This window comes from Pedobacter glucosidilyticus DSM 23534, from assembly GCF_000425145.1.
Taxonomy (GTDB): domain Bacteria; phylum Bacteroidota; class Bacteroidia; order Sphingobacteriales; family Sphingobacteriaceae; genus Pseudopedobacter; species Pseudopedobacter glucosidilyticus.
In genome coordinates, this window is sequence record NZ_AULF01000023.1 from 40,478 (window position 1) to 63,330 (window position 22,853).

Sequence of the window (22,853 nt, forward strand, 5' to 3'; positions counted from 1 at the left end):
GTTATTTCCTTACCACTAAAACAGGTATGTTTACCTGATGCCTTACCGCATCTACAGTAGAACCAAATAGTAAATCGCTAAAACCTTTATGACCATGCGCCCCCATTACTAAAAAGTCTATTTCGCTTTTATTTACAATTTTTGCGATAGCACCAGAGGTAGAGCCATAGCCAATTTTATAGGTGCTGTTAAAACCCAAATCTTTTAAGTTTTGCTGATATTTTTTGAGGTTTTCTTCATCGCTGATGGTTTCCATATCCATCACATTTTGTTGATGATAACGGGCCCCAGCTGTTTCAACAATATGGATAAGCGTATAATTGGCTAGTTGACCACCTTGTAAAATAGCATGTCTGATGACGTTTTTATCGTTTGCAGAAAAGTCTATACTGATACCAATATTTTGATAAACAGGAGTTTTTAAATCTGCTAAGCTTAAAGCGCTACCATGTGGCACAGCTATTTGTTTGTCTTGCGTAGGGAAAAACGGCTTGATGATAATGTACAATAACAGCAGACCAACGGCAATAGCTAAAGGAATTACAGTTATATATAACCAAAAAGCATTTTCGCCAGCACTTATTATCCATCCGCTAATTTCATCAACAACTAGTTTTACGTTTAAACTGATGATGATAACCGCACTTAGCCAAGCCAGAATTTTAACCCATGTCTTGATGGTAAATTCTTTCATCAGTTTAGCATCTGAATTAAAATGGATAAGCGGAATAATAGCAAAACCTAATTGTAAGCTTAATACCACCTGACTTAGAATAAGCAGTGCACCCAAAGATTCCTCTCCAAAATAAATGATGGTAAAAAATGCTGGAGTGATAGCCAGCAGACGAGTAATTAACCTTCTTAGCCATGGCGCAATACGTAAATTTAAATGTCCTTCCATAACAATTTGCCCAGCTAGCGTACCTGTTATGGTAGAACTTTGCCCCGATGCGATAAGCGCAATAGCAAAAAGTGCGGGTGCTGCCTCACCAAATATGTTTCCTAGTAATTTATGTGCATCTTGTATCTCAGCAACTTCATTAAAGCCATTGGTGAAAAAAGCCGCTGCTGCTAGTATTAAAATAGCCGCATTAACTAAAAAAGCCAGATTAAGCGCAATAGTAGTATCAATTAAATTAAATTTTAAAGCTTCTTTAATGCCTTTGCTACTGCGCTCTATCTTACGTGTTTGTACTAAAGAAGAGTGTAAGTATAAATTATGTGGCATTACCGTAGCGCCGATAATACCAATGGCGATGTAGAGAGCACTACCATCTAAAGAGCTAGGGATAAATCCTTTTACAACATCATTTAACTGGGGTTGCACAATAATCATCTCCATTAAAAAGGAAACACCAACAATAAAAACCATAGAAACTATAAAAGCTTCCATGCTGCGCATACCTTTTTTTAATAAAAAGAGTAAAAGAATGGTATCTAAAACAGTAATGCTGATGCCCCAAATTAGCGGGATACCAAAAAGGAGGTTTAGACCTATGGCCATCCCGATGATTTCGGCCAAATCACAAGCTATTATAGCTATTTGAGCCAAAATATACAGCGGAATATTTGCCCAATTAGGGTAAGCTTTTTTAGAAGCTTGGGCTAAATCTAAACCTCTTACTATGCCTAAACGGGCACTTAATGATTGTAATAAAAGAGCAATCAGGTTAGACATGAGCAAAACCCATATCAGTTTATAACCAAACTGAGAGCCTCCAGCTATATCTGTTGCCCAATTTCCAGGATCCATATAGCCAACACTAACCAAATAAGCTGGCCCAAGAAAGGCGAAAATCTTTCTCCAACCTGTTTTTTTCTCGGTTTTAACACTGCTATGTACCTCACTTAAAGATTCTGTATGTTTTCTGTTCATATAGCTATCAATAAATTTTTTGCCACTTCTCTGCTAATCATAATGTCGTTTTCTTTGATAGAAATGATAAAAGAGCCATCAAACTCTATTTGCTCTTTAATGGTAATTTCTTGGCCTAAGACCAGTCCGGTTTTTTCAAGATATTTTAAAAATAGGGGCGAGTGTTCTCTTACACCGCTAATAATTCCTAAAGTTTCATTCTTAAGTCTTGATATAGGTATGAGTTCCGGAACGTTAAATTTGCCGTTCTTATCCGGAATAGGGTCGCCATGAGGGTCTGTTTTAGGGAACTCTAAAAATTCATCTAAACGATTGATCAATAAATCAGAATGGATGTGTTCTAATTCTTCTGCTAAATCATGTACTTCATCCCATTTAAAATTAAGCTTCTCTACCAAAAAAACTTCCCATAAACGATGCTTACGAATGATGTTTAAAGCTCTCTCTCTGCCCAAAGGTGTTAAAGTAACACCTTGATATTTGATGTAATTTATGAATTCTTTATCGGCAAGTTTCTTCAACATATCTGTAACAGATGCTGCTTTGGTATTTAAAGATTCTGCAATAGCATTGGTATTTACAGCAGTACCTTCATCTGGAGATAGGTGATATATAGATTTTAAATAATTCTCTTCTGTAAATGAAGTAATCATGATGCTAAAATATTATTAATGCAAATCTAATTATATTTTTAGATTAATCTAAAAATTATTTTTGCCAATTAATATCTTGATATAAGCAGTTTTATAAAATTTTATTTGGTTTAAAGGATTAAAAACTAACTTTGTATAAAAATTTAAGGTTATGGAACTGGATAAGATAGATTTGAATATTCTTAAAATTATGCAAGAAAATGGTAGGATTACCAATTTGCAGCTCTCCCAGATGATTGGTTTATCACCAGCACCAACTTTAGAAAGGGTAAGAAAACTAGAGCACTCTGGTTATATCAAAAGTTACCATGCCTTGGTTGATGAGGAAAAGTTAGGTTTAGGAATTAAAACGTTTATACAAGTTTCTTTAGATTTTCATCAAAACGATACCATTACAATTTTTTTAGAAGAGGTTAACGCCATAAAGGAAATTACAGAGTGCCACCACGTAACTGGTCAATGTGATTTTATTTTAAAAGCTTACGTAAAAGACATAAAGGCTTATGAACAGTTGATTATGCAAAAGATAAGCAGAATATCTGTAGTGAAGACTTTCCAAACAATGATGATTATGTCTACTAGCAAAAAGGAGCCTATTATCCCGCTAGAATATTAGGTTGAGCAGCAACATAACCGGGTAGGGTAAAGTAAAAAGTTGTTCCTTTATTAATTTCGCTTTCTACCCAAATTTGTCCTTGGTGTAATTCTACAAATTCTTTAGCTAGTATCAATCCTAAACCTGTTCCTTTTTCATCGGCAGTACCGGGTTTAGAATACCTGTTTTCTATCTTAAAGATTTCATCAACATACCCTTTTTCTATCCCGATGCCGTTATCGGTGATACTAAATAAAACTTCTTGCTTTTTTACATCTAGTTTAAGCTCTATTTTACCATTTGGGTGTGTAAACTTAATGGCATTGGTTATTAAGTTACGTAAAATGGTATTCAGCATTTGCCTATCTGCATTTACGTAAATAAGTTCTCTATAATTTAAGTTGATGGTAATATTTTTAGCATCGGCGGAAGCCAAAAATAATTGATGTGTTTCTGTTAATATATCTACCGCAGATAAGATTTGTATTTTTGGTGCTAGGTTACCAGTTTGTATTCTAGACCAGCTTAGTAAATTTTCTAACAAGTTAAACACTTGTTTGGCACTACTATTCATTCTAAATGCGAGTTGTTGTATACGCTCTGTACTATACTTATCCGCGTTTTTATAAATCAACTCGCTAAAGCCTATTAAGGCGTTAAAAGGGTTTTTTAAATCATGAGCAATGATAGAAAAGAATTTATCTTTTGTTGCATTAATTTCTTGTAAATGATTTTCGGTATTTTTTAATTGCGTAATATCATAACAAATAATCAGATAAGTTTCTATTTGGTTGTCTGATATATATTCTGGAACAATTTGTATAGCAAAAAAATATTTTTTATGCTCTAATAAAATATCTAGTTTGGTTTCTTTTATAGATTTATCTTTTTGGGCACTTAATAAAATTTCTATCAAAGCTTTTTCTAAATAATCAGGCAAGCCCATAGCAAATAATGCTTTACCTAAAAAATGCTGGCTGTTTAGCTTTGTGAATTTACTTAATGCGTTGTTGGTATAAATACATCTAAAATTTTTATCTAAACGGATAATAAGCTCGGGAAGGTTTTCTGCTAAAGTTCTGTAGCTTTCTTCTTTGTCTTTTAGGTCTTTAAATAAAATACCTGTTGGGTTAAGAAAACTGGTTTCTACATTGGCTTTATAAATCAGAAAGAAAGATATGAGTTTACCATAATGTCCAATTTGGTTTATAAATCCATCGTTAGTGGTATATAAGGTGAAACAAAACTCGCTTAAGATAGAAAAAGTTAAAGAGGCAAAAAGCAAATAGAAAACTTTGTCATCAAAGTACTTTTTTCTTCTCACTAAAGTTAAACATGCTATACTTAAAATGATGATAACGATATACTCTGAATAAATTTTAAAATCTGTTTGACCAATACCTTCTACATAGCAAACAGGAAAATTTTTCCAATAAAGGATAGATAAAATAAGTAAGCCACTAATAAATAGGTAGATAAGGAAAATATAATCTGCATTAAGTCTTTGTTTACGTTTTAAAAACCAGAAACCTACTAACAAAGTAATACTTTCTAAAAAGCGGGTGGCTATCCAAAATTGGTTGGCATAAAATGCTGTACCATTTAGGATGTTCATGCCTTTATAGGTAAGGGCATGTAAAATATCTAGTATCCCGATGAATAAATAGGCTATACCAACCAAGAATAAATAATTGTTATCAAGAATTTTTCTGGAGTTCCAGGTAACAATAAAAACAGCAAAAGCAACCGTTACAGAAAATAACTCAACCAGCGTATGAAAAAGCAGATAACTTTCTTTTAAACTTAGAAACAAAACCAGCAACAGCAAGCTAGATGCAAACAAAGTGCGGTAGTTTTTTTTGATAAGATGGCTTATGGGTAGATTCAAGCTGATTATTTATAAGTGCAAAAATAATTTTAATTTTATTATTTTACGCTTAATTAAAGACAGTAGTTTGTTTTGACCTAAAAAAAATGCCAATTGATAGCTTTTTTACCTTGCTGTACTAAATAATGATTGGTTTTACTAAAAGGCTTTGAACCAAAAAAGCCACTATAGGCAGAGAATGGCGATGGGTGTGCAGATTTAATAATGAAATGCTTACCTGTGTCTATCAAAGCTATTTTTTGTTGTGCAAATTTACCCCATAGTATAAAAACAAGTTTCTCTTTATGTAGCGATAAGGCTTTAATTGCTGCATCAGTAAAAACTTCCCAACCTTGGTTTTGGTGCGAACCGGCTTTTCCAGCTTCTACTGTTAAAGTAGCATTTAAAAGTAATACGCCTTGTTTAGCCCAACTGCTTAAGTTTCCATGTAATGGAATTTTAAAGCCCGGGATATCATCACTTAATTCTTTATAAATATTTTGAAGAGAAGGTGGTAATTTTACGTTTTCTTTAACGGAAAAAGATAAACCATGTGCCTGCCCAGCACCATGGTAAGGGTCTTGACCTAGTATCACAACCTTAACATCATCAAAAGGAGTTAAATTAAAAGCGTTAAATATTTCTGCTCCGGGTGGGTATATGGTTTTGCCTTTTTTCTTTTCTTCTTGCAAAAATTGCTTTAGTTGAAGCATGTAATCTTTTTCAAATTCTTCTCCTAAAACAGCCAACCAAGATGATTCTAATTGTACAGACATATTTCTTTATCTTTTTATTGATTAAAAGCTCAAATAAACGATATTTGCAGCCACTAAAGTATATTAAATACATTTGACATGCCAAATTTCATTAGAATTATATTAGGAGCCTTAATTCTTGGAGCTGCTATTACCTTAATTGTTTTTTCTTATTGGGGATGGGGAATTCTTTTAATTTTCATATCCATCTTAGTTTTTGTTACCTATATCTTTAACGAGAAAATGCTGATAGCGCAATGGTTTTTGAGAAAAGAAAATATGGAAAAAGCAGAAGCTTGGTTAGCTAGTATCAAAAACTACGAAAAAGAGTTGTTTAAAGGCCAGTGGGGATATTACCATTTGTTATTAGGTTTAATAGAATCTAGAAAATCCCCAATGAAATCAGAAAAGTTCTTTAAAAAGGCTTTATCTTTTGGTTTAACGATGGATCATAACATCGCCTTAGCAAATTTAAGTTTAGCTGGTGTAGAGATGGGAAAAAGAAATAAGCGTGAAGCACAAAGATTATTAAAAGAAGCAGAGAAAGCCGATAAGAATAAGCTTTTAGCTGAGCAAATTAAAATGATGAAAGGCCAGATGAGTATGCTAGATAAAACCCAAATGGTACGTGGTGGCAGAGGCGGAAGCGGATTTAGGCAGTTTTAATAGTATAGAAATTTTATAAAATCAGAGGCTCGAAAAATTTCGGGCCTTTTTTATTTTTCTTTCCTAACCCTAAAAGAGAAATACCTTTGCGATAAATAGCTAAAACCGATGATGATTACCGTAGTTAAAATTGCAGATGGTGTAGGGTACCAGCCAAACTGCTCTACAAATAGTTTTAAAAACAGATAATTTAAAACTACACAAGCCATTACTACTATGATATACCTTACAAATTGTATTCTTCTGCGTAGGTAAGAGCCTTTAAAAACCACAAACATATTTAAGTAAAAACCTATCGGCATGGTTATAAAAAAGGCTATTAAGAATGCTGCAATATGTGGGCTTATGGCTATAAAGGGTAAATGAACAATTTGCTTTTTTAAGACGAAGTTATAAGAAACAAAGTAGATCAAAATGTTTAAGGCCGTGTTTGAACCTCCACAAGCGGCATAACGGTAAGTTTGTAGCGGCATAAATCTTCTGAAGATTGGATAGAAAAAATCAACAGTTTTAAGTATGGTTTCTTTAATGAAATAGTGAAGGCTTAAAAGCATAAACAAGAATACAAAAATCTTTAACTTTTTGGTGCATGTCTTCTCATGCTTTTTGCAGCAGTAAAAACACTTATTAGAACCAAAATAGAACAAACAAAAAATGGTGCCCCAGGAAAAATGAATGGTGCTTTATCTCCTGTAAAGAAAGCAAAAAGGTTAGTCATTACTGGTGGTGCTACAATGGTTGTAGCGCTCATTAAGCTTGTTAAAGCACCTTGAAGCTCTCCTTGCTCATTTGTTGGGGCATAACCGCTAATAATACTTTGAAGTGCTGGTCCGGCTATGCCTCCTAAAGAATAGGGGATGATAAAGGCAAACATCATCCATCCTTCAGCAGCAAAAGCAAATAATAGTAGGCCTAGGCTGTAAAAAGCTAAGCCAATGTATAAGCTTTTCTCCTGTCCGAACTTAGGAATTACCCACCTGATGATACCTACTTGTACAATACCTATCATTAAGCCTATAAAGCCTAAAGAATAGCCCACCCAAGCTTCGTTCCACTTAAATTTTTCCATCCCATAAAAAGACCAAGTACTTTGCAAACCGTTATTGGCAATATACATGAGGATAAGGGTTAATACTAAACCATATACAGCTGGATATTTTTTCAATTGATATAATGAGCCTAGTGGATTTGCTCTTTTAATATCAAAAGGACGTCTTTTTTCTACCGGTAAAGATTCTGGTAACACAAAGTATCCGTAAATAACATTTAAAAAACTTAGACCTGCGGCAGCAAAAAATGGTATTCTGGAACCAAATTGACCTAAAACACCACCTAGTACTGGTCCTAGAATAAAACCTAAACCAAAGGCAGCGCCAATTAAACCAAAATTTTGAGCTCTTTTTTCTGGTGTGCTAACATCAGCAATATAGGCCGATGCTGTTGTAAAGCTTGCTCCGGTAAACCCAGCAATGATACGTCCTACAAATAACCATCCTATGGTAGGAGCAAAAGCTAGTAGTAAATAATCAATCCCGAAACCTAATAAAGAAAATAGTAAAACAGGTCTTCTACCGTATCTATCACTTAAATTTCCTAACAATGGGGCACAAATAAATTGCACAAAAGCATAAGCAAAAGTTAACCAGCCGCCAATACTTGCTGCTTCACTAATATTTCCGTGGATGAGTTCTGAAATAAGAGTAGGCAGTACCGGAATGATGATACCTAAACCAGTAACATCTATCAATAAAGTAATAAAGATAAACCCGAGTGCTGTATTTTTAGGCTCTTTCATTATATAGAGATGATATTTTTATTAAGACATCTGGCTTTTCTCATGAAATAAATCTCTTTAAACTCAGCTCTAAAGAGTTATATATTTAGTTTTAAACGTAATTCTCGGGAAATTTCATCGGTTAAATCTAAAATGTTTCTAAGTTCATTGGTAGAGTTATCTGCAATTTTATCGCAACGGTTACGATGAGGTAATAGAAATTCTTCATAAGCAGGCATCACATGGTTTTCCCATTTATACATCACATCTTCTTCCGAATATCCTCTTTCTATTAAATCTCGATTCAAACGCCTTTCCAGTGCTATTTCTGTTGCAGCATCAATGAAAATACGGTAGTTAAAAAGCGGGTCTACGCTTGGGTAATGATAAATAAATAATCCCTCGATAATTAAAATAGGAGCAGGCTTAATTTCTAAGATTTTAGGAACCGCATTGCTATTGTTAAAAGTATATTCTTTTTTATAAACGGTTTGGTAATTTAATAAGCTGGTGATATCTCTTTCAAAAGCCTCAATATCAATACATGAAGGTAAGTCAAAGTTATAAAGCTTATTTTCTTCAGCAGATAAATCACCTACCGGGATATAATAATCATCCTGAGAAACTAAACAAACCTCCTCTGGTGTAAAATGATTTAAAAAACAGTTTAAAAAAAACGTTTTACCCGAGCCACTGCCTCCAGCAACCCCTATCACAAAAGGCTTATTGTTCATTTGGAAGTCCGTATGTAATGTTTACTAAAAACCTTTTATCTAGCGCACCTAAAGCATCAGAAGCTGCTTTGGTAATCACAATAATAACATCTTTGGTGGTTTCGTTCTCGGTATATTTACCTACAACTTTCGCAAAAACGCTTCTATTGGTCATAGGGTTGGTAATTTTTACAATAGTACCTACAGGGGCAAGCTTGTGTAAAGCGTAGCTTTTGGTGGCGTCTAGGTTTTCGTCGTTTATCCAAACGGCAATGCCTTTTTCATTTTTCTCAGTAATACCATATCTATTTCTTGGTATTTCTATACCTGAGTTAGAGTCTGTTGAGTCTATGTATTTAATTTTAACTTCAGGCTTTGTAATTTGTTCTTTAACTACTTCTGGTTTACCTGTTTGGGTATTTTTAACCACTTCTGGTTTTAGGCTAACTTCATCATTAACTAAAACTTTTAATGTTTGGCCAATACTTAAGCCTGTAGTTTTAAGGTTGTTGAGGAGCTTTAAATCATCCACACGCATATTGTATTTACTGGCAATACTGTAAAGTGTTTCTTTAGCTTGCACAACGTGTATTGATTCTCTTTTACCGTTGTTTTGCGCAGTGTTTGATGAAGAATTAAAACTTACAGGTTTTTGCTCTGCAAAAGGTCTATCGGTTGGTATTTTTATAACCTGACCAATGCTAAGCGCAACATTATTATTGAAATCCATAATTGCTTTTGGCGAAACATTATATTTTCTGCCTAACGCATAATAGTTTTCTTTTGGTTCTATTTTATGTAGGATAACTTTTTTTCCGGCAGAATTTTCTATACCTACAGAGTCTACTAAGGTAGTTGCAGAGGCAGAAAATGATAGTATAGAAAAGGTTATTAATAAGATTGTTTTAAGCTTCATGTATTAAGGTCTTCTCTGAAAAACTTTGCAATTATAGTAAATAACTCACAATTTCTGATTTGTTTCTGATGTATACCAGCTTGCCGAGCCACACAAAGAACGTATCTTCTGCTAGTTTTTGTATGTTGTCATTTAAAATATCAGAAAGTAAAATATTGTTTTCTTTATTATAAACTTCAATTATTTGGGTGTAGCTGTCTTTATTTTTAAGATATAAGCTTCTTATGAAAAGGTCTTTGTAAATTAATTGTTGCGCTGTTTCCCAAATATTTTCAGCTAGTTGATGTTCTGGTAAGATAATTTGATTTTGAAGCTGTTGTAGGTTTTTATCTGCTTTAAGTAAACCTAAAGACTTTCCCGTATTTAAATCTAACAACTCTAGTTTACGAGGCATTATTTTGGCATTATAAGCTAAAATACCTTCTTTGTAAATGGCTTGTGCAGTATGACTATAATTTTGCCAAACGATATTTTTATCAACTAAATTAAAGACCAATATGTTTTTTTGTGTAGGCGCAAATTCGTTCTCAAAACCATGTAATATCAATTTATGTTGATACAGAGCTAATAATCCTAATTGCCACTTTTCTTCAAAAGAATAGTTAAGGATAAGAAAGCATTTTTGGTTAAAATCATAAACAGAAAATAACACCTGTTTTGTTAAAGTTCTGCTTTCTATAGCCATGCAATTTAGCTCGTCATCTAAAACTATTTTCCAGATAATTCCCTCTATTTGCTGTTTTAATAAGGGCTTTAATGTATCTTTATTTAACATCTTATTCAAAAATAGAAATTAATATCATGAAGCATATCTTTTATCTCTTTATAAGCTTGTTTTTAAGCAATCATCTAGTGATAGCGCAGCCAAAAGTTTATCAGTTTAATTTAAAACAAGAAATAAATCCAGCTGCTTGGCGCACTACCAGAATTGCTATAGAAAATGCCAAACAACAAAAGGCTGATGTTTTATTAATACACATGAATACCTTTGGCGGAATGCTAGACTATGCAGACTCCATACGCTCTGCTATTTTGACTGTACCTATGGAAACTATTGTTTTTATTGACAATAATGCAGCATCAGCAGGTGCTTTAATTGCTATAGCTTGTGATAAAATATATATGCACAAAGGAGCAAGCATTGGCGCTGCAAGTGTTGTAAATGCAGAAGGAGAGGTGCTGCCAGAAAAATATCAATCCTACATGCGTGGCTTAATGCGTACCACAGCAGAGAGTAAAGGTAGAAATCCCAAAATAGCAGAAGGTTTTGTTGACCCTGATTTAGATATACCCAATATTAAACCAAAGGGTAAAGTGCTTACTTTTACCACTGCAGAAGCTATTGCTAATGGTTTTTGCAATGCAGAGGCCAGCTCTGTAAAAGAACTATTAGCTAAAGAAGGCTTAAAGTCTTACGATTTAGAAGTTTATCAGCCAACTTTAATAGACAATATTATAGGCTTTTTAATAAACCCGGCTGTAAGTGGTGTTTTAATTTTATTGATTATTGGGGGGATTTATTTCGAGTTGCAAGCACCCGGAATTGGTTTTGCCTTACTTGTATCAGTAGTTGCGGCCTTACTTTTCTTTGCTCCTTTATATTTAGAAGGTTTAGCCGATAATTGGGAGATTTTATTATTTATTGTTGGGATAGCTTTACTCGTGTTAGAAATATTTTTCATTCCTGGGTTTGGTATTTTTGGTATTTTAGGCATTGTAATGATGATTAGCGGATTGGCTTTTAGCCTTATTTTAAACGATTTTTTTGATTTTAATGTTACTAGCGGAGAGCGTTTAACCAATTCTTTCTTACTGGTTCTCCTCTCTATGATTGGGGCTATTGTGGTAGGTGCTTTCTTTGGGGGCAATGTGCTAAAATCTAAAATGTTTAAAAGGTTAGTTTTGGAAGATGAGCAGCAAGCTACACAAGGGTATCAGGTAAGAAAACCAGATACCACTTTTATTGGTAAAATTGGTTTTGCTAAAACCGATTTACGCCCATCAGGTAAAATAGAAATAGATGGTAATTGGTACGATGCTGTATCTAACGATGGATTTATTGAGAACGGAACGAATATTGTTGTAAGTAAAATTGAAAATTATAATCTCGTAGTTAGAAAATCAAATAGCTAATTACCCTTTAATTTAAATTATACTTATTATGGCAACAAACAAAATAGGATTAAACGACAAAAAAGTAGTAGCGCTAGTGGACCAACTGAATGATTTATTAGCTAATTATCAAGTACATTATCAAAAACTTAGAGGCTGCCATTGGAATGTAAGAGGAAACGACTTTTTTACCCTCCATGTAAAGTTTGAAGAACTGTATAACAATGCACAACTTACCATTGATGAACTTGCCGAACGTGTGTTAACCTTAGGCAAATCTCCATACAGCACTTTTAAAAGCTATACAGAAGTTGCAAAAATTAAAGAGATAGAAACAGAAGGAATGGCTCCGGCAAAAATGGTTGATGCTATATTGGAAGACTATAAAACCCTTATTGATCTGGAAAGAGAAATCATTGAGAACGCATCAGAAAATGCAAATGATGAAGGTACAGCCGATATGATTACAGGCTTTATGAAGTTCCAAGAAAAAACCAGTTGGATGTTGAGAGCCTACAACGGTAATAAATAATTTTAATCATGATGATTTAAAAAGGTGTCTACTTTTAGTAGATGCCTTTTTTTATGCCTAAAAAAATGCTCTACAACGCTTTTTAAACGCTAATTTGAATGATGAATCTGCCAATTCAAGTTAGTTTTTCATTCTTTTTAATCTTGATATTTGAAATAGCTCATAGTGGCAAACCAATTATTTCATGTAAATCTATTTTAATTATCATAATCAGGTTTTAAAAACGCTGTTATGAGTTCTTAATAGTTTTATGATTTCTCATTTTTTAAACTCAATAACTATGAAATTAAAACTACTACGCTCTTTTAAGACTTTAATAACTTTATTACTTACTTCACAATTTCTTTTTGCCCAAGAAGGCACAGGTTGGAATGATATTACAACTGTTCAAGAACAAGCACAACGTGTGCATTTACAAAATTATGAAGGAAGTTTAATTACCAGAGCGTGGAATAATGGTGATGCAAATTACATGGATACAAACGGTGCTACTTCAAGTAATTTCAATACAACTAATTCTACAAGTGGTTATTCTTTTATTGAAAATGGAGTTAATAGAACCCATACTTTTTCGCTTTTTAAATTTCCAGGAAATCGCTCTGAGATAAGAATACATGATGACTATGTTGACGGAACAAGACAATTTGAAGGTTTTGTTACTATAAATGACAATGTTTTTTCTGATAATGCAGTATTTCAAATATTTGGAGGTATTATAGAAAACGGCGTACAAAGAGCCACTTTACTACAAATTAGAGGAGACGCTTTTTCAAATGGAGGAACTTTAAGGGTTGTTTCTAATGGAACATTTGATATGATCGGGAATACAACCATTGCAACAAATATCCTCAATCAAGAAGTCAAAATTAACGTTATTCACGAACAACAAACAGCTACAAAAGCAGGCAAGATTTACTTCTTTGTTAATGGTGTTTTAAGACTCACTTTGTCAGAAAATTTCACTCCTAACAATGTGGATGGAAATTATTTTAAATATGGATGTTACGGGCGTGAAGATGAGCCAAGTACAAATAGCATTGTAAATTCTCAAGTACAATGGAGAAATGTAAGGCTTTGGGAAGGAGGAACTTATGCGCCTAGTAATACGCCTAATCCTGCTGTGCCTACAGGTTTATCAGCTTCAATTGTTAGTCCAACTGCTGTTAACCTTTCTTGGACAGATGTAAGTCATGATACTGGTTATACCTTACAAGTATCAACTACAAGTGCAACTACCGGTTTCTCAGATTTAACAACTACAAATTTTAATGTTAAAACGTTTCAAGCAACAGGTTTAACAGCCGGCATTGACTATTGGTTTAGAGTAAGAGCTAATGGTGTTAGTAACTCTGCCTTTTCTAATGCTATATTCGTTAATACAACTAATATGCCTTTTGCTAATGCTTCTAACGCTATTTGGCAGTATAATTTTGGTACACAAGCAGCAACATTTACAGTAGGGGCAGCAACATATACCACAGGTGGTACTGCTAGTGGCGGTTCAAATCCTTTAACTTCTCCAGGAGAAGGCCAAAGTGCAACTATTAGAGTTAATAGTAACGCAAATGGAGGTTTTAGGTTAGTTACATCCGGTACAAATTTTACTAATGGAAGTAATGGTGCAAGACTAGCCGTATACCCTGCAACAGGAGGAAGTGTTAATAAATTTTACATTACAAATATTGGAACTACGGCTCAAGCACCAAGAATAGCAACCAATTTATTTAGTTTGAGTATGAATGTGAAGTTTGTATTTGGAACTAATGGTACCTATCAATTACTAGTGGGAGATGGAGGTGCTACTACTGCAGGTTCAAGCGGATCAAATTTACAGAATACAGACCCTGTATTTGCGGTAATTAGATGGCAACCACAATCAAATGGTAACTATAATTTTGCGACAAGAGTAGGGGCTACAAGTACTTACACCAATATTTCTGGAGTTACTTTGAGTAACGGTACAGAATTTAATATGAGAATGTTTTGTAATAATTCGGCACAGCCATTAGACTATACTATCGGTACTCAAAGCTATACTGTAACAGCAGGCTCTTACCATATTTGGATTAATAACACACGCTTAACTACAACAGGAAGTAATCATAATTTTAGCGCTGCGGGCTTATCAGCCGATGCTAAATTAGATTTTATTTCTCTTATTGTTAATAACAATTCTAATGCAGATGGAGAGATTATCTTGGATGATCTCAGATATGCAAATTTTTTAGCAGATTTAAATGACCCTACGGTTTTACCAGTTTCTTTAATAGGTTTTGATGCCAGAAGAGTTTTCAATAGCGTAAGTCTAAATTGGAGTACCGCGTCAGAGTCTGATAACGCTAGGTTTGAGATAGAAAGAGCTAATGATGATGGGATTTTTGTTAAAATAGGCGAGAAAGAAGGAGCTGACAATAGTAATAGCACTTTAGATTATCATTTTATTGATAATAATCCCTTTAACGGAAATAATTACTACCGTTTAAAGCAAATAGATTTTAATGGCAAATATGAATATTTTGGGCCTAGAGTAGTTAATTATAGTTTAGAAAATCTAAACACAAGCTATATATATAAATTATCTGCTAATGAGTATCATGTGGTTATTCACGCTATAAGTCAACATCAGGGTACTTTAAGTATAAGTAATTTAAATGGTCAAAAAGTATACGAGCAAAAAATTATAATTAAAGAAGGTGAAAATACCTATCCAATTTCTTTAGCAGGGGTAGCAGATGGTATTTACTTATTAAACCTATCATCTAAAGAACTTGCTAACACCATAAAATTTGTAAAACAGCCTTAAATTATAAATATTTTAATCATGAAAAAAATCACCTTAACTACGATTTTGTTGGCGGTATCTATACAACTAATTGCCCAAATCCCCGTAAGTCAAATTAATTGGGAAAACTATAATCCTAAAAAGAAAATACACCTCTGTAACGAGGTTGGTAAACACATGATGTACGATTGGACAGCGCATCAAGAGTTACATACTTCGGTGGGTAAAAATGCTAGTTATACCTACAACGCAAAAGATAAAACTGAAACATTTCAGTTATATGATAAGAAATCTAACCGAGCAGAAATTAGGTTGATAAACGAGTATGAATACGGAGCCCGTCAGTTTGAAGGTTATGTAACCATTTTTAAACCCTTAGATGATGAATGTTTAATGCAAATTTGGGGGAGCCACGAAGGCGCAACTCAATTTATGTTGAGAGGTTTTCATGAAGATAATGGAAGCTTAACCATTAATTGTGGATCTTCTTCCAGAATTAAAGTGATGGATAATATTTACGGGAAAGAAATAAAAGTTAATGTAATACACTTACAAGAAGATGTAGGTAATAAATTTATGGTTTATTTAAATGATAAGAAGGTTTTTGAGCTGCCAGATAACGAAAAAGCTATCAACAATTTCAACGGAAATTATCATAAATATGGTGTTTATGGTACAGTAAGAGATGGTCATGAAAGCCCTAAGGTAATATGGCGTAACGTTCAACATTTTAAAGATAAAGGTGGTAAAATGTATGATAAACAGGAACAAAAAATTAATTATCCGCCCTTAGCAGTTAAAAAAGTAGGAGATGCTGATTTTGATGCAGGAGCAAGTTCTAGCGCAAAATTGCCTTTAATTTACAGAAGCTCTGACTTAACAGTTGCAACCATTACACCAGAAGGTAAAGTGCATATTGTAGGTCCAGGCAAGACACTTATTCTGGCTTTTCATGAAGGTAATCATCAATATCATCCAAATAGCGAGTTAAGAGAACTTGTGGTGGAGAAATAGTTGCCTTTTAGGATAAATTTTAGATAGCTAATCTCATTTAAGGAATTATATGTTATAATTCCTAATAGTGTAATATTTAATACTTCTATTAATTTTGTATATCATCTTAAAACTTTAAAAATGGACAGCATTACCATATATCCTAAAAATGATAAGCAAAAATCTTTGCTTCAATCCTTATTGGAGGAAATGAAAGTTCGTTTTGAAATAGTAAAATCTGATGATGAGGCTTTATTTAGTAAAGATGAATATTTTGCAAAGATAGATAATTCTATTAAGCAAGCGGACTCCGGAAAAGTAAAAAGGCTATCTAAAGAAGAGCAAAAGAAGTTTTTAGGTTTATGAGTTATGCTTTAGAACTAACTGATGAAGCTGTTTTAGATATTGAAAAACATAAAAAAGCAGGCGACAAGAAAGTTCTAATAAAAATAGATAAGCTTTTAAATGAATTACGAGAAAATCCTACAAAAGGAACAGGCAAGCCTGAGAAACTAAAATATTTTAAGGCTGTAGTTTGGTCGCATAGAATTACAGATAAACATCGTTTAGTTTATCAGATTATGGATGATAAATTAATTATTTTAGTTCTGGCTTTTTGGGGACACTATGAAGATTAATAGAAATAACTTTTTAGCCTTATTAACTGTTTAATAATTATCTCACTGATAAAAAAAGCCTTAAATACAGTACGTATTTAAGGCTTTTTTTATGATGTTTAACTTGTGTTAAAATCTAGCTCCAAAAGTGATACTAACAGCCGTTACGTTAGTTTTAGTATCTGCAAACGGCGTAACTTGTGGATTATCAAAAGTATAAAAAGAGGTAGATAAGACACTATTTTGTTGATGCTGAACCGCTAAATCTAGCGTATAAGAACCAAAGCGATAACCAATTCCTCCGGTATATCTATTAGCTTTATAATCTAAATCTTGATAAGGGCTTCCTAAATTTCTATAACCTGCTCTTAAAGCTACATTATTGGTTACTTTATACTCTGCACCTAAACCAATATTGATACTTTCTTGATAAGTAGAAGCTATTTGCCTATTGGTATTGATGTTTAAAGCATTTTCATCAGACCTAAATTTAATAGTAGAAAAGTCCTGATAATTAATATCAGCACTAATAAAACCTTTATTTCCAATAAAGAAAGATATACCTCCGTTTACTTTTAAAGGCGTATTTAAACGATAAGAAAAAGGAAAGGAATTATTATCAGTGATAAAATTATTATCTGGATCTCTTAAGGAAAGTTCCTCATAATAATCGTCATCTATGCTGTAATAAGTTGGTGTTTCTAAAGATAAACCTAATCTGATTTCTTTAACAGGTTTTAAAATAGCACCTATTTTAAAGTTTACACCAGAACCTCGGGTATCAAAGCTCTTGGCGAAATTAGCATTATAATTTACGCCATCAACGAAGTTAAGCCCTTGTTCATTTAATAGTTCTTCTGAACGGTAATTAATAGATGCTAAACCTAATCCAAAACCTAGATAAAATTTATTGCTAAAATTCATCCCTAAAGAAAAGTCAACATTAGACTGCCCACCTTTCCTATCATAGGAAACCGCTTGATCTGCATCTATAGCAGTATTATTTACATAATTACCATTAGGTGTCCCTGGAATTTCATCATCAATTAATCTTGCCACATAAGCTACATTGGTAAGTCTATTGTCAAGTTGTCCTCCTTGTGAAATAGGACGATTTGCTATCTCAGTAAAATAATCACTTATACCATTAGCATTGGTAACTCCACTAAAAGAAAGTTCATTTCTAAAAAAGTTGTTTTTTTGGTAGCCAATACCAAAGTTTATGGATACAAGACCTTTCTTTAAATCGCCTGTTCTGTATGTTGGGCTATGAAAAACTACACCTAAATTATTAATATTAAGGTTGCCCAAAGAGGATTCGGAGTTCTGCCCTAAATAGGTTGTTTTATTTGAAGAGTTAACATAGCCAGGTGTAAAACTAAACTCAGAGCTGCTAAACATACCCAAGCCTGCTGGGTTGCCGTATAAAGAACTTAAATCTCCGCCCAAAGAAGTATGTGGGCCACCTAAACCACCAAATCTAGCGGTTACGCTACTCTCTGTTCCCGAGAATTTAAGTGCATCAGATGTATATTGCGCAGAAACACTTGAAATAGTGCCTACTATAAAAGTTGAAAGAACAAATATTTTTAATTTCATGTTTTTTGTAAGGATAATTATCAGTTGTATAAGTTTTAACCACTGATATTTAAATGAAAATACATCTTTATATATTAAGCTTTATCAACACATTCTTTTTTATGTCAGGCTGAGCGGAGTCGAAGCCTTTTTGAGATTTTCAGACTATATTTCGACTCCGCTCAATGTGACAAAAAAATATGATAAAACTATCTTGAAGGTCTTCCACCACCAGAACTACTGCCTCCAGATGAACCTCTGCTGCTACCACCAGAACTGCCACCACTGCTAGAAGGCGGACTATAACTAGGAGAAGGAGAGTAACTAGGTCTTTCAGTTCTAGCAGGTCTACTACTTTCAGTACGAGCAGGTCTGCTTTGTTGAGCTTCTGACCTTGTAGGTCTGCTACTTTCTGTTGGACGAGATGAGCTTCCACTAGAAGAGGGTCTTGTACCAGAAGTTGCTGGGCGGCTGTAATCTCCACCATAACTTTCTCTAGTTGGTCTAGATGATGTTCCAGCAGGTCTGCTTGAACTAACCGGCCCTGTAGGACGAGGAATTCTACTTACACTACTTCCATCAGCGTTAACAGGTCTAGTTGCCACACTTCCTCTTGATGGCCTTGGGTTATTAGGTCTGGTAATAACACCAATGCCCGGATAAAATCCGCCACCCCACAAACCACCATTGCCTATCCAGCCACCACCCCAAGGGTTGTTAAAAGAATATATTCCCCAATATGGAGATCCTAGAGGGCTGTACCAAGGGTTATAAGCCCAACTGTTCCATCCCCAATTGTTCCAACCCCAGTTATTCCAGCCTAAGTTCCAATTATTCCAACCCCAGTTGTTCCAGCCTAGATTAAAACCAAAACCGGGTCTGTTCCAGCTATTCCATCCCCAATTATTCCATCCCATAGAAAATGCTGGGTCAAAATAAGGGTCAAAAGCTAAATTGTTATTATAATAATGGTCTCTCCAGTTGTATTCGTTACGATTTTCTATATCTAAACGCGGTCTGTTTTCTTCTTCATAAGCATAATCATCAGTAGAATAATCATAACTATGGTTGTTAGCATTAGCTGCTGGCCTTGGCGTAAATGTCAAGGCTTTGGCTTCTACTTCCGAGTTGTAAACATCATCGTACAAAGCCGTTTGTGTAGCGATATTGCCGGTAGCACAACCACCTAGAATTAGAGCAATCCCCCCACTCATTACCGATAAAATAACTCTATTTTTCATGTTGTATATTTTTTAAGGTCTTAAAGACAATTTTGGTCTATTTATAACATACGTTTATTAGACGTAAAATATTACAATTGGTTGCATCAAACCTAAAATTATTAGTGTAATATTTTTATAACTTTGAGCTCTAAAATCAATCATAAAAATACAAAAATTATTCCAAATCAGCTCATGAGTAAAGGATTAACAAGCAGATCAGAAGACTATTCACAATGGTATAACGAATTAGTAGCAAAGGCCGACCTTGCAGAACACTCTGCCGTTAGAGGTTGTATGGTGATTAAGCCCTATGGATACTCTATTTGGGAGAAAATGCAGGCTGTTTTGGATCAGAAATTTAAAGAAACTGGCCACAGCAACGCTTATTTTCCTTTATTCATCCCTAAGTCATTTTTTTCTAAAGAAGCATCTCACGTAGATGGTTTTGCAACTGAGTGTGCCGTGGTTACACATTATCGATTAAAAAATGATGGTAATGGTAATATCATTGTAGATGAAGATGCCAAGCTAGAAGAAGAATTAATTGTTAGGCCAACATCAGAAACCATTATCTGGAATACTTATAAAGGTTGGATACAATCTTATCGAGATTTGCCAATTTTAGTAAACCAATGGGCTAATGTGGTACGTTGGGAAATGCGTACACGTTTATTTTTACGCACTGCAGAGTTTTTATGGCAGGAAGGCCATACAGCGCATGCAACCGCAGAAGAAGCTATTGCAGAAACCGAGCAAATGCTTGATGTGTATGCAGATTTTGCAGAAAACTGGATGGCTTTACCCGTAGTAAAAGGTAAGAAAACCGCTAATGAGCGTTTTGCAGGAGCTTTAGATACCTATTGTATTGAAGCTTTAATGCAAGATGGTAAAGCCTTACAAGCTGGAACTTCGCATTTTTTGGGGCAGAATTTTGCCAAAGCTTTTGATGTAAAATTTACCAGTAAAGAAGGTAAGCAAGAGTTTGTTTGGGCTACTTCATGGGGGGTTTCTACCCGTTTAATGGGGGCTTTAATTATGGCTCATTCTGATGATAGCGGATTGGTATTACCTCCAAAATTAGCTCCAATTCAGGTTGTTATTGTACCTATTTATAAAGGAGAAGAAGAATTAGCTAAAATTTCTGAAGCTGTTGATGTAATCATCAAAGATTTAAAGAAAAAAAGCATTTCTGTTAAATATGACGACCGCGACACGCAAAGGCCAGGCTATAAATTTGCAGAATATGAACTAAAAGGTGTACCAGTGCGTTTGGCTATGGGTGGAAGAGATTTAGAGAATAACACTGTTGAGCTTGCCAGAAGAGATACTAAAACAAAAGAAACGGTATCAAGAGACGGTATAGCCGATAGAATTGAACTTTTATTAGAAGAAATTCAACAAAGCATATACCATAAAGCTTTACAGTTTAGAACAGAAAATACTAGAAAAGTAGATTCTTATGACGATTTTAAAAAGGCTTTAGACGAAACGCCAGGTTTTATTGCAGCACATTGGGACGGCACTTCTGAAACCGAAGCTAAAATTAAAGAAGAAACAAAAGCTACCATTAGATGTATTCCTTTAAATAACGAGCAGGAAGAAGGTGTTTGTATGGTAACTGGAAAACCATCTAGCCAAAGAGTATTATTTGCAAGGGCTTATTAGGATGGGAAGTCTGATGTCCGATGACCGAAGTCTGAAGTTGAAAGTTCAGGGTTGAAAGTACAACGTAGAAAGACGGAAGACTGCTGTCTGAAGTATGGCATATCAATAAAAGAGTAGAATTAGCCTAAAGCAATAAATCCTAATTCTACTCTTTGTATAAAGCCTTCTATCTAAAATTTAATATCTAAAAACAGCGTGTCACAAATAATAAATCTTAAAGCTTTTCTAGATCAAAAGGTGATACAGTATAACCAACCTGAGTTTATTACTCATGATCCTATTTGTATTCCGCATTTGTTTTCTAAAAGGCAGGATATAGAAATTATGGGATTTTGGGCTTCTATTTTGGCTTGGGGGCAAAGGGTTACCATCATTAATAAATGTAAAGAGTTGATTGATTTGATGGATGGCACTCCTCATGATTTCATCATAAATCATCAAGAGCAAGATTTAAAAAGATTTCAGCATTTTAAACATCGTACCTTTAATTATACCGATACTTTATACTTTGTCCATTTTTTTAAACATCATTACAGTAGTTTTGAGAGTTTAGAAGATGCTTTTTTACCCTTTCAATTGCAGCAAGTTTATCAAGATGCTTATCTGGAAAATCCGCAACTGAAAAAGTCAATTAAAAATCAATCGTCAGTTTGTTTACAAGAAGATTTAGCAGTTGAAACCACTGAAGGCAACCTCAATTTTTTTAGGTCTTATTTTTTCTCTTTGCCAGATTTTCCTCATCGAACTAAAAAGCATATCTCATCGCCATTACAGAAATCTACTTGTAAACGTTTAAATATGTTTTTGCGTTGGATGGTCCGTAAAGACGATAAAGGTGTAGATTTTGGTATCTGGAACAGAATAAAACCTTCTCAACTCATTTGCCCTTGCGATTTACATGTAGATAGGGTAGCCCGAAAACTTAATTTAATTACCCGTAAACAAACCGATTGGCAAACCGCTTTAGAGCTTACCCATCAGTTAAGAATGTTAGATAAAGACGACCCTGTAAAATACGATTTCGCCCTGTTTGGCTTAGGAATAGAAGAGAAGTTTTGATAGCAGCAGCCTTTCATTATATTTATATATCAAAAAATAAAAATCATGAAAAAACATAACTACATCATTTTATTATTCATATTCATTATCAGTAGCTGCGCTGTTAAAAAAGCTACGGAAGATAAAAATCAACTCAATGGTACTTGGGAGCTTAATTATATCTCTGGTCCTAGAATAGCTTTTGAGGGTTTATATCCCAACCAAAAACCACAACTCACCTTTGATGTAGCAAGTAATAAACTTTACGGCAATACCAGTTGTAATAGTTTAAGTGGTGCTTTGGTTATTACCGATAATCGTATAGATTTTAATACTCCTATGGCCTTAACTAAAAGATTTTGCGAAGGACAAGGAGAGCAATTATTTCTTGAAAGCTTGAAAAAATCAACCCGTTATAGTGTAAATGAAAATACTTTAACATTTTTAATGGATGATATTGCCATCATGAGATTTATCAAAAAGCCTTAAAAAGAAAGT

General features: G+C 34.0%; 22 protein-coding genes. 11 read left to right on the forward strand and 11 right to left on the reverse strand.

Annotated features, from left to right (window positions below; translation table 11 throughout):
* Position 1 precedes the first annotated feature (1 nt).
* Both H510_RS0109095 and H510_RS0109100 read right to left on the reverse strand, forming a co-directional pair.
* Positions 2 to 1,876 carry an Nramp family divalent metal transporter gene (locus H510_RS0109095; protein ID WP_026904037.1) on the reverse strand — a complete coding sequence of 625 codons (1,875 nt, stop codon included), beginning with the start codon at positions 1,874 to 1,876 and terminating at the stop codon, positions 2 to 4.
* Complete coding sequence (locus H510_RS0109100) at positions 1,873 to 2,529, reverse strand: metal-dependent transcriptional regulator (RefSeq protein ID WP_342662623.1); 657 nt, start codon at positions 2,527 to 2,529, stop codon at positions 1,873 to 1,875. Before H510_RS0109100 ends, H510_RS0109095 begins: the two co-directional genes overlap by 4 nt.
* A 151-nt stretch (positions 2,530 to 2,680) precedes the next feature.
* Here H510_RS0109100 and H510_RS0109105 point away from each other — a divergent pair, with 151 nt between their 5' ends.
* Complete coding sequence (locus tag H510_RS0109105) at positions 2,681 to 3,145, forward strand: Lrp/AsnC family transcriptional regulator (protein ID WP_026904039.1); 465 nt, start codon at positions 2,681 to 2,683, stop codon at positions 3,143 to 3,145.
* Here the strand turns inward: H510_RS0109105 and H510_RS18590 are convergent.
* Positions 3,126 to 5,012, reverse strand: a complete 1,887-nt coding sequence (locus H510_RS18590) for a sensor histidine kinase (RefSeq protein WP_051291131.1) — start codon at positions 5,010 to 5,012, stop codon at positions 3,126 to 3,128. The two genes, H510_RS0109105 and H510_RS18590, sit on opposite strands and share 20 nt — an antisense overlap.
* A 77-nt stretch (positions 5,013 to 5,089) precedes the next feature.
* Positions 5,090 to 5,767: a uracil-DNA glycosylase gene (ung, locus tag H510_RS0109115; RefSeq protein ID WP_026904040.1), complete on the reverse strand. Its 678-nt coding sequence runs from the start codon at positions 5,765 to 5,767 to the stop codon at positions 5,090 to 5,092.
* 78 nt (positions 5,768 to 5,845) lie between these two features.
* On the opposite strand from ung, the gene H510_RS0109120 reads away from it, so the two are divergent.
* The gene (locus H510_RS0109120; RefSeq protein WP_026904041.1) at positions 5,846 to 6,412 is read left to right on the forward strand and encodes a membrane protein; all 567 of its coding nucleotides are present in this window, start codon (positions 5,846 to 5,848) and stop codon (positions 6,410 to 6,412) included.
* 50 nt (positions 6,413 to 6,462) lie between these two features.
* Here H510_RS0109120 and H510_RS0109125 read toward each other — a convergent pair whose 3' ends face one another.
* The 5 genes from H510_RS0109125 to H510_RS0109145 form a co-directional block, all read right to left on the reverse strand.
* On the reverse strand, positions 6,463 to 6,966 hold the full coding sequence (locus tag H510_RS0109125; protein ID WP_026904042.1) for a GtrA family protein: 504 nt from the start codon (positions 6,964 to 6,966) through the stop codon (positions 6,463 to 6,465).
* 20 nt (positions 6,967 to 6,986) lie between these two features.
* Entirely contained in the window at positions 6,987 to 8,207 is a 1,221-nt protein-coding gene (locus tag H510_RS0109130) for a TCR/Tet family MFS transporter (RefSeq protein ID WP_026904043.1), read from the reverse strand.
* A gap of 77 nt (positions 8,208 to 8,284) precedes the next feature.
* Positions 8,285 to 8,920, reverse strand: coding sequence for a uridine kinase family protein (locus H510_RS0109135; protein WP_026904044.1), 636 nt, complete (start codon positions 8,918 to 8,920; stop codon positions 8,285 to 8,287).
* The gene (locus tag H510_RS0109140) at positions 8,910 to 9,815 is read right to left on the reverse strand and encodes a DPBB and LysM peptidoglycan-binding domain-containing protein (RefSeq protein WP_026904045.1); all 906 of its coding nucleotides are present in this window, start codon (positions 9,813 to 9,815) and stop codon (positions 8,910 to 8,912) included. The genes H510_RS0109135 and H510_RS0109140 overlap by 11 nt, the downstream gene beginning before the upstream one ends.
* A gap of 31 nt (positions 9,816 to 9,846) precedes the next feature.
* The gene (locus tag H510_RS0109145; protein WP_036692424.1) at positions 9,847 to 10,590 is read right to left on the reverse strand and encodes a DUF4905 domain-containing protein; all 744 of its coding nucleotides are present in this window, start codon (positions 10,588 to 10,590) and stop codon (positions 9,847 to 9,849) included.
* A 26-nt stretch (positions 10,591 to 10,616) separates the two neighbouring features.
* Between H510_RS0109145 and H510_RS0109150 the strand changes: the two genes are divergently transcribed.
* The 6 genes from H510_RS0109150 (at position 10,617) to H510_RS0109175 (ending at position 16,872) form a co-directional block, all read left to right on the forward strand.
* Entirely contained in the window at positions 10,617 to 11,948 is a 1,332-nt protein-coding gene (locus H510_RS0109150) for an NfeD family protein (RefSeq protein WP_036692426.1), read from the forward strand.
* A 28-nt stretch (positions 11,949 to 11,976) separates the two neighbouring features.
* On the forward strand, positions 11,977 to 12,459 hold the full coding sequence (locus tag H510_RS0109155; RefSeq protein ID WP_026904048.1) for a Dps family protein: 483 nt from the start codon (positions 11,977 to 11,979) through the stop codon (positions 12,457 to 12,459).
* Positions 12,460 to 12,739: 280 nt separating this feature from the next.
* Positions 12,740 to 15,262, forward strand: coding sequence for a fibronectin type III domain-containing protein (locus H510_RS19590; protein WP_051291132.1), 2,523 nt, complete (start codon positions 12,740 to 12,742; stop codon positions 15,260 to 15,262).
* Between the two features lie 18 nt (positions 15,263 to 15,280).
* The gene (locus H510_RS0109165) at positions 15,281 to 16,255 is read left to right on the forward strand and encodes a hypothetical protein (RefSeq protein WP_026904049.1); all 975 of its coding nucleotides are present in this window, start codon (positions 15,281 to 15,283) and stop codon (positions 16,253 to 16,255) included.
* Between the two features lie 120 nt (positions 16,256 to 16,375).
* The gene (locus tag H510_RS18600; protein WP_036692429.1) at positions 16,376 to 16,600 is read left to right on the forward strand and encodes a DUF2683 family protein; all 225 of its coding nucleotides are present in this window, start codon (positions 16,376 to 16,378) and stop codon (positions 16,598 to 16,600) included.
* Complete coding sequence (locus H510_RS0109175) at positions 16,597 to 16,872, forward strand: Txe/YoeB family addiction module toxin (protein ID WP_026904050.1); 276 nt, start codon at positions 16,597 to 16,599, stop codon at positions 16,870 to 16,872. Before H510_RS18600 ends, H510_RS0109175 begins: the two co-directional genes overlap by 4 nt.
* Positions 16,873 to 16,980: 108 nt before the next feature.
* On the opposite strand, the gene H510_RS0109180 is transcribed toward H510_RS0109175, so the two are convergent.
* Both H510_RS0109180 and H510_RS0109185 read right to left on the reverse strand, forming a co-directional pair.
* Positions 16,981 to 18,450: an OmpP1/FadL family transporter gene (locus H510_RS0109180; RefSeq protein ID WP_026904051.1), complete on the reverse strand. Its 1,470-nt coding sequence runs from the start codon at positions 18,448 to 18,450 to the stop codon at positions 16,981 to 16,983.
* Positions 18,451 to 18,638: 188 nt separating this feature from the next.
* The gene (locus H510_RS0109185) at positions 18,639 to 19,670 is read right to left on the reverse strand and encodes a hypothetical protein (RefSeq protein ID WP_026904052.1); all 1,032 of its coding nucleotides are present in this window, start codon (positions 19,668 to 19,670) and stop codon (positions 18,639 to 18,641) included.
* Between the two features lie 174 nt (positions 19,671 to 19,844).
* Here H510_RS0109185 and proS point away from each other — a divergent pair, with 174 nt between their 5' ends.
* The 3 genes from proS (at position 19,845) to H510_RS0109200 (ending at position 22,844) form a co-directional block, all read left to right on the forward strand.
* Positions 19,845 to 21,317, forward strand: a complete 1,473-nt coding sequence (proS, locus tag H510_RS0109190; protein ID WP_026904053.1) for a proline--tRNA ligase — start codon at positions 19,845 to 19,847, stop codon at positions 21,315 to 21,317.
* Between the two features lie 204 nt (positions 21,318 to 21,521).
* Positions 21,522 to 22,376 (forward strand): TIGR02757 family protein, encoded by an 855-nt coding sequence (locus H510_RS0109195; RefSeq protein WP_026904054.1) that lies wholly within the window; start codon positions 21,522 to 21,524, stop codon positions 22,374 to 22,376.
* A 45-nt stretch (positions 22,377 to 22,421) separates the two neighbouring features.
* On the forward strand, positions 22,422 to 22,844 hold the full coding sequence (locus H510_RS0109200; protein ID WP_026904055.1) for an META domain-containing protein: 423 nt from the start codon (positions 22,422 to 22,424) through the stop codon (positions 22,842 to 22,844).
* Positions 22,845 to 22,853 lie beyond the last annotated feature (9 nt).

What these genes read in the sequence shown, in the direction of transcription:
- H510_RS0109095 (WP_026904037.1), bottom strand. Translation starts at nt 1,876, where the DNA reads ATGAACAGAAAACATACAGAATCTTTAAGTGAGGTACATAGCAGTGTT.
- H510_RS0109120 (WP_026904041.1), top strand. Translation starts at nt 5,846, where the DNA reads ATGCCAAATTTCATTAGAATTATATTAGGAGCCTTAATTCTTGGAGCT.
- H510_RS0109145 (WP_036692424.1), bottom strand. Translation starts at nt 10,590, where the DNA reads ATGTTAAATAAAGATACATTAAAGCCCTTATTAAAACAGCAAATAGAG.
- H510_RS0109185 (WP_026904052.1), bottom strand. Translation starts at nt 19,670, where the DNA reads ATGAAAAATAGAGTTATTTTATCGGTAATGAGTGGGGGGATTGCTCTA.
- H510_RS19590 (WP_051291132.1), top strand. Translation starts at nt 12,740, where the DNA reads ATGAAATTAAAACTACTACGCTCTTTTAAGACTTTAATAACTTTATTA.
- H510_RS0109135 (WP_026904044.1), bottom strand. Translation starts at nt 8,920, where the DNA reads ATGAACAATAAGCCTTTTGTGATAGGGGTTGCTGGAGGCAGTGGCTCG.
- H510_RS0109140 (WP_026904045.1), bottom strand. Translation starts at nt 9,815, where the DNA reads ATGAAGCTTAAAACAATCTTATTAATAACCTTTTCTATACTATCATTT.
- H510_RS0109105 (WP_026904039.1), top strand. Translation starts at nt 2,681, where the DNA reads ATGGAACTGGATAAGATAGATTTGAATATTCTTAAAATTATGCAAGAA.
- H510_RS0109125 (WP_026904042.1), bottom strand. Translation starts at nt 6,966, where the DNA reads ATGCTTTTAAGCCTTCACTATTTCATTAAAGAAACCATACTTAAAACT.
- H510_RS0109150 (WP_036692426.1), top strand. Translation starts at nt 10,617, where the DNA reads ATGAAGCATATCTTTTATCTCTTTATAAGCTTGTTTTTAAGCAATCAT.
- H510_RS18600 (WP_036692429.1), top strand. Translation starts at nt 16,376, where the DNA reads ATGGACAGCATTACCATATATCCTAAAAATGATAAGCAAAAATCTTTG.
- ung (WP_026904040.1), bottom strand. Translation starts at nt 5,767, where the DNA reads ATGTCTGTACAATTAGAATCATCTTGGTTGGCTGTTTTAGGAGAAGAA.
- proS (WP_026904053.1), top strand. Translation starts at nt 19,845, where the DNA reads ATGAGTAAAGGATTAACAAGCAGATCAGAAGACTATTCACAATGGTAT.
- H510_RS0109165 (WP_026904049.1), top strand. Translation starts at nt 15,281, where the DNA reads ATGAAAAAAATCACCTTAACTACGATTTTGTTGGCGGTATCTATACAA.
- H510_RS0109180 (WP_026904051.1), bottom strand. Translation starts at nt 18,450, where the DNA reads ATGAAATTAAAAATATTTGTTCTTTCAACTTTTATAGTAGGCACTATT.
- H510_RS0109130 (WP_026904043.1), bottom strand. Translation starts at nt 8,207, where the DNA reads ATGAAAGAGCCTAAAAATACAGCACTCGGGTTTATCTTTATTACTTTA.
- H510_RS0109200 (WP_026904055.1), top strand. Translation starts at nt 22,422, where the DNA reads ATGAAAAAACATAACTACATCATTTTATTATTCATATTCATTATCAGT.
- H510_RS0109155 (WP_026904048.1), top strand. Translation starts at nt 11,977, where the DNA reads ATGGCAACAAACAAAATAGGATTAAACGACAAAAAAGTAGTAGCGCTA.
- H510_RS0109175 (WP_026904050.1), top strand. Translation starts at nt 16,597, where the DNA reads ATGAGTTATGCTTTAGAACTAACTGATGAAGCTGTTTTAGATATTGAA.
- H510_RS0109100 (WP_342662623.1), bottom strand. Translation starts at nt 2,529, where the DNA reads ATGATTACTTCATTTACAGAAGAGAATTATTTAAAATCTATATATCAC.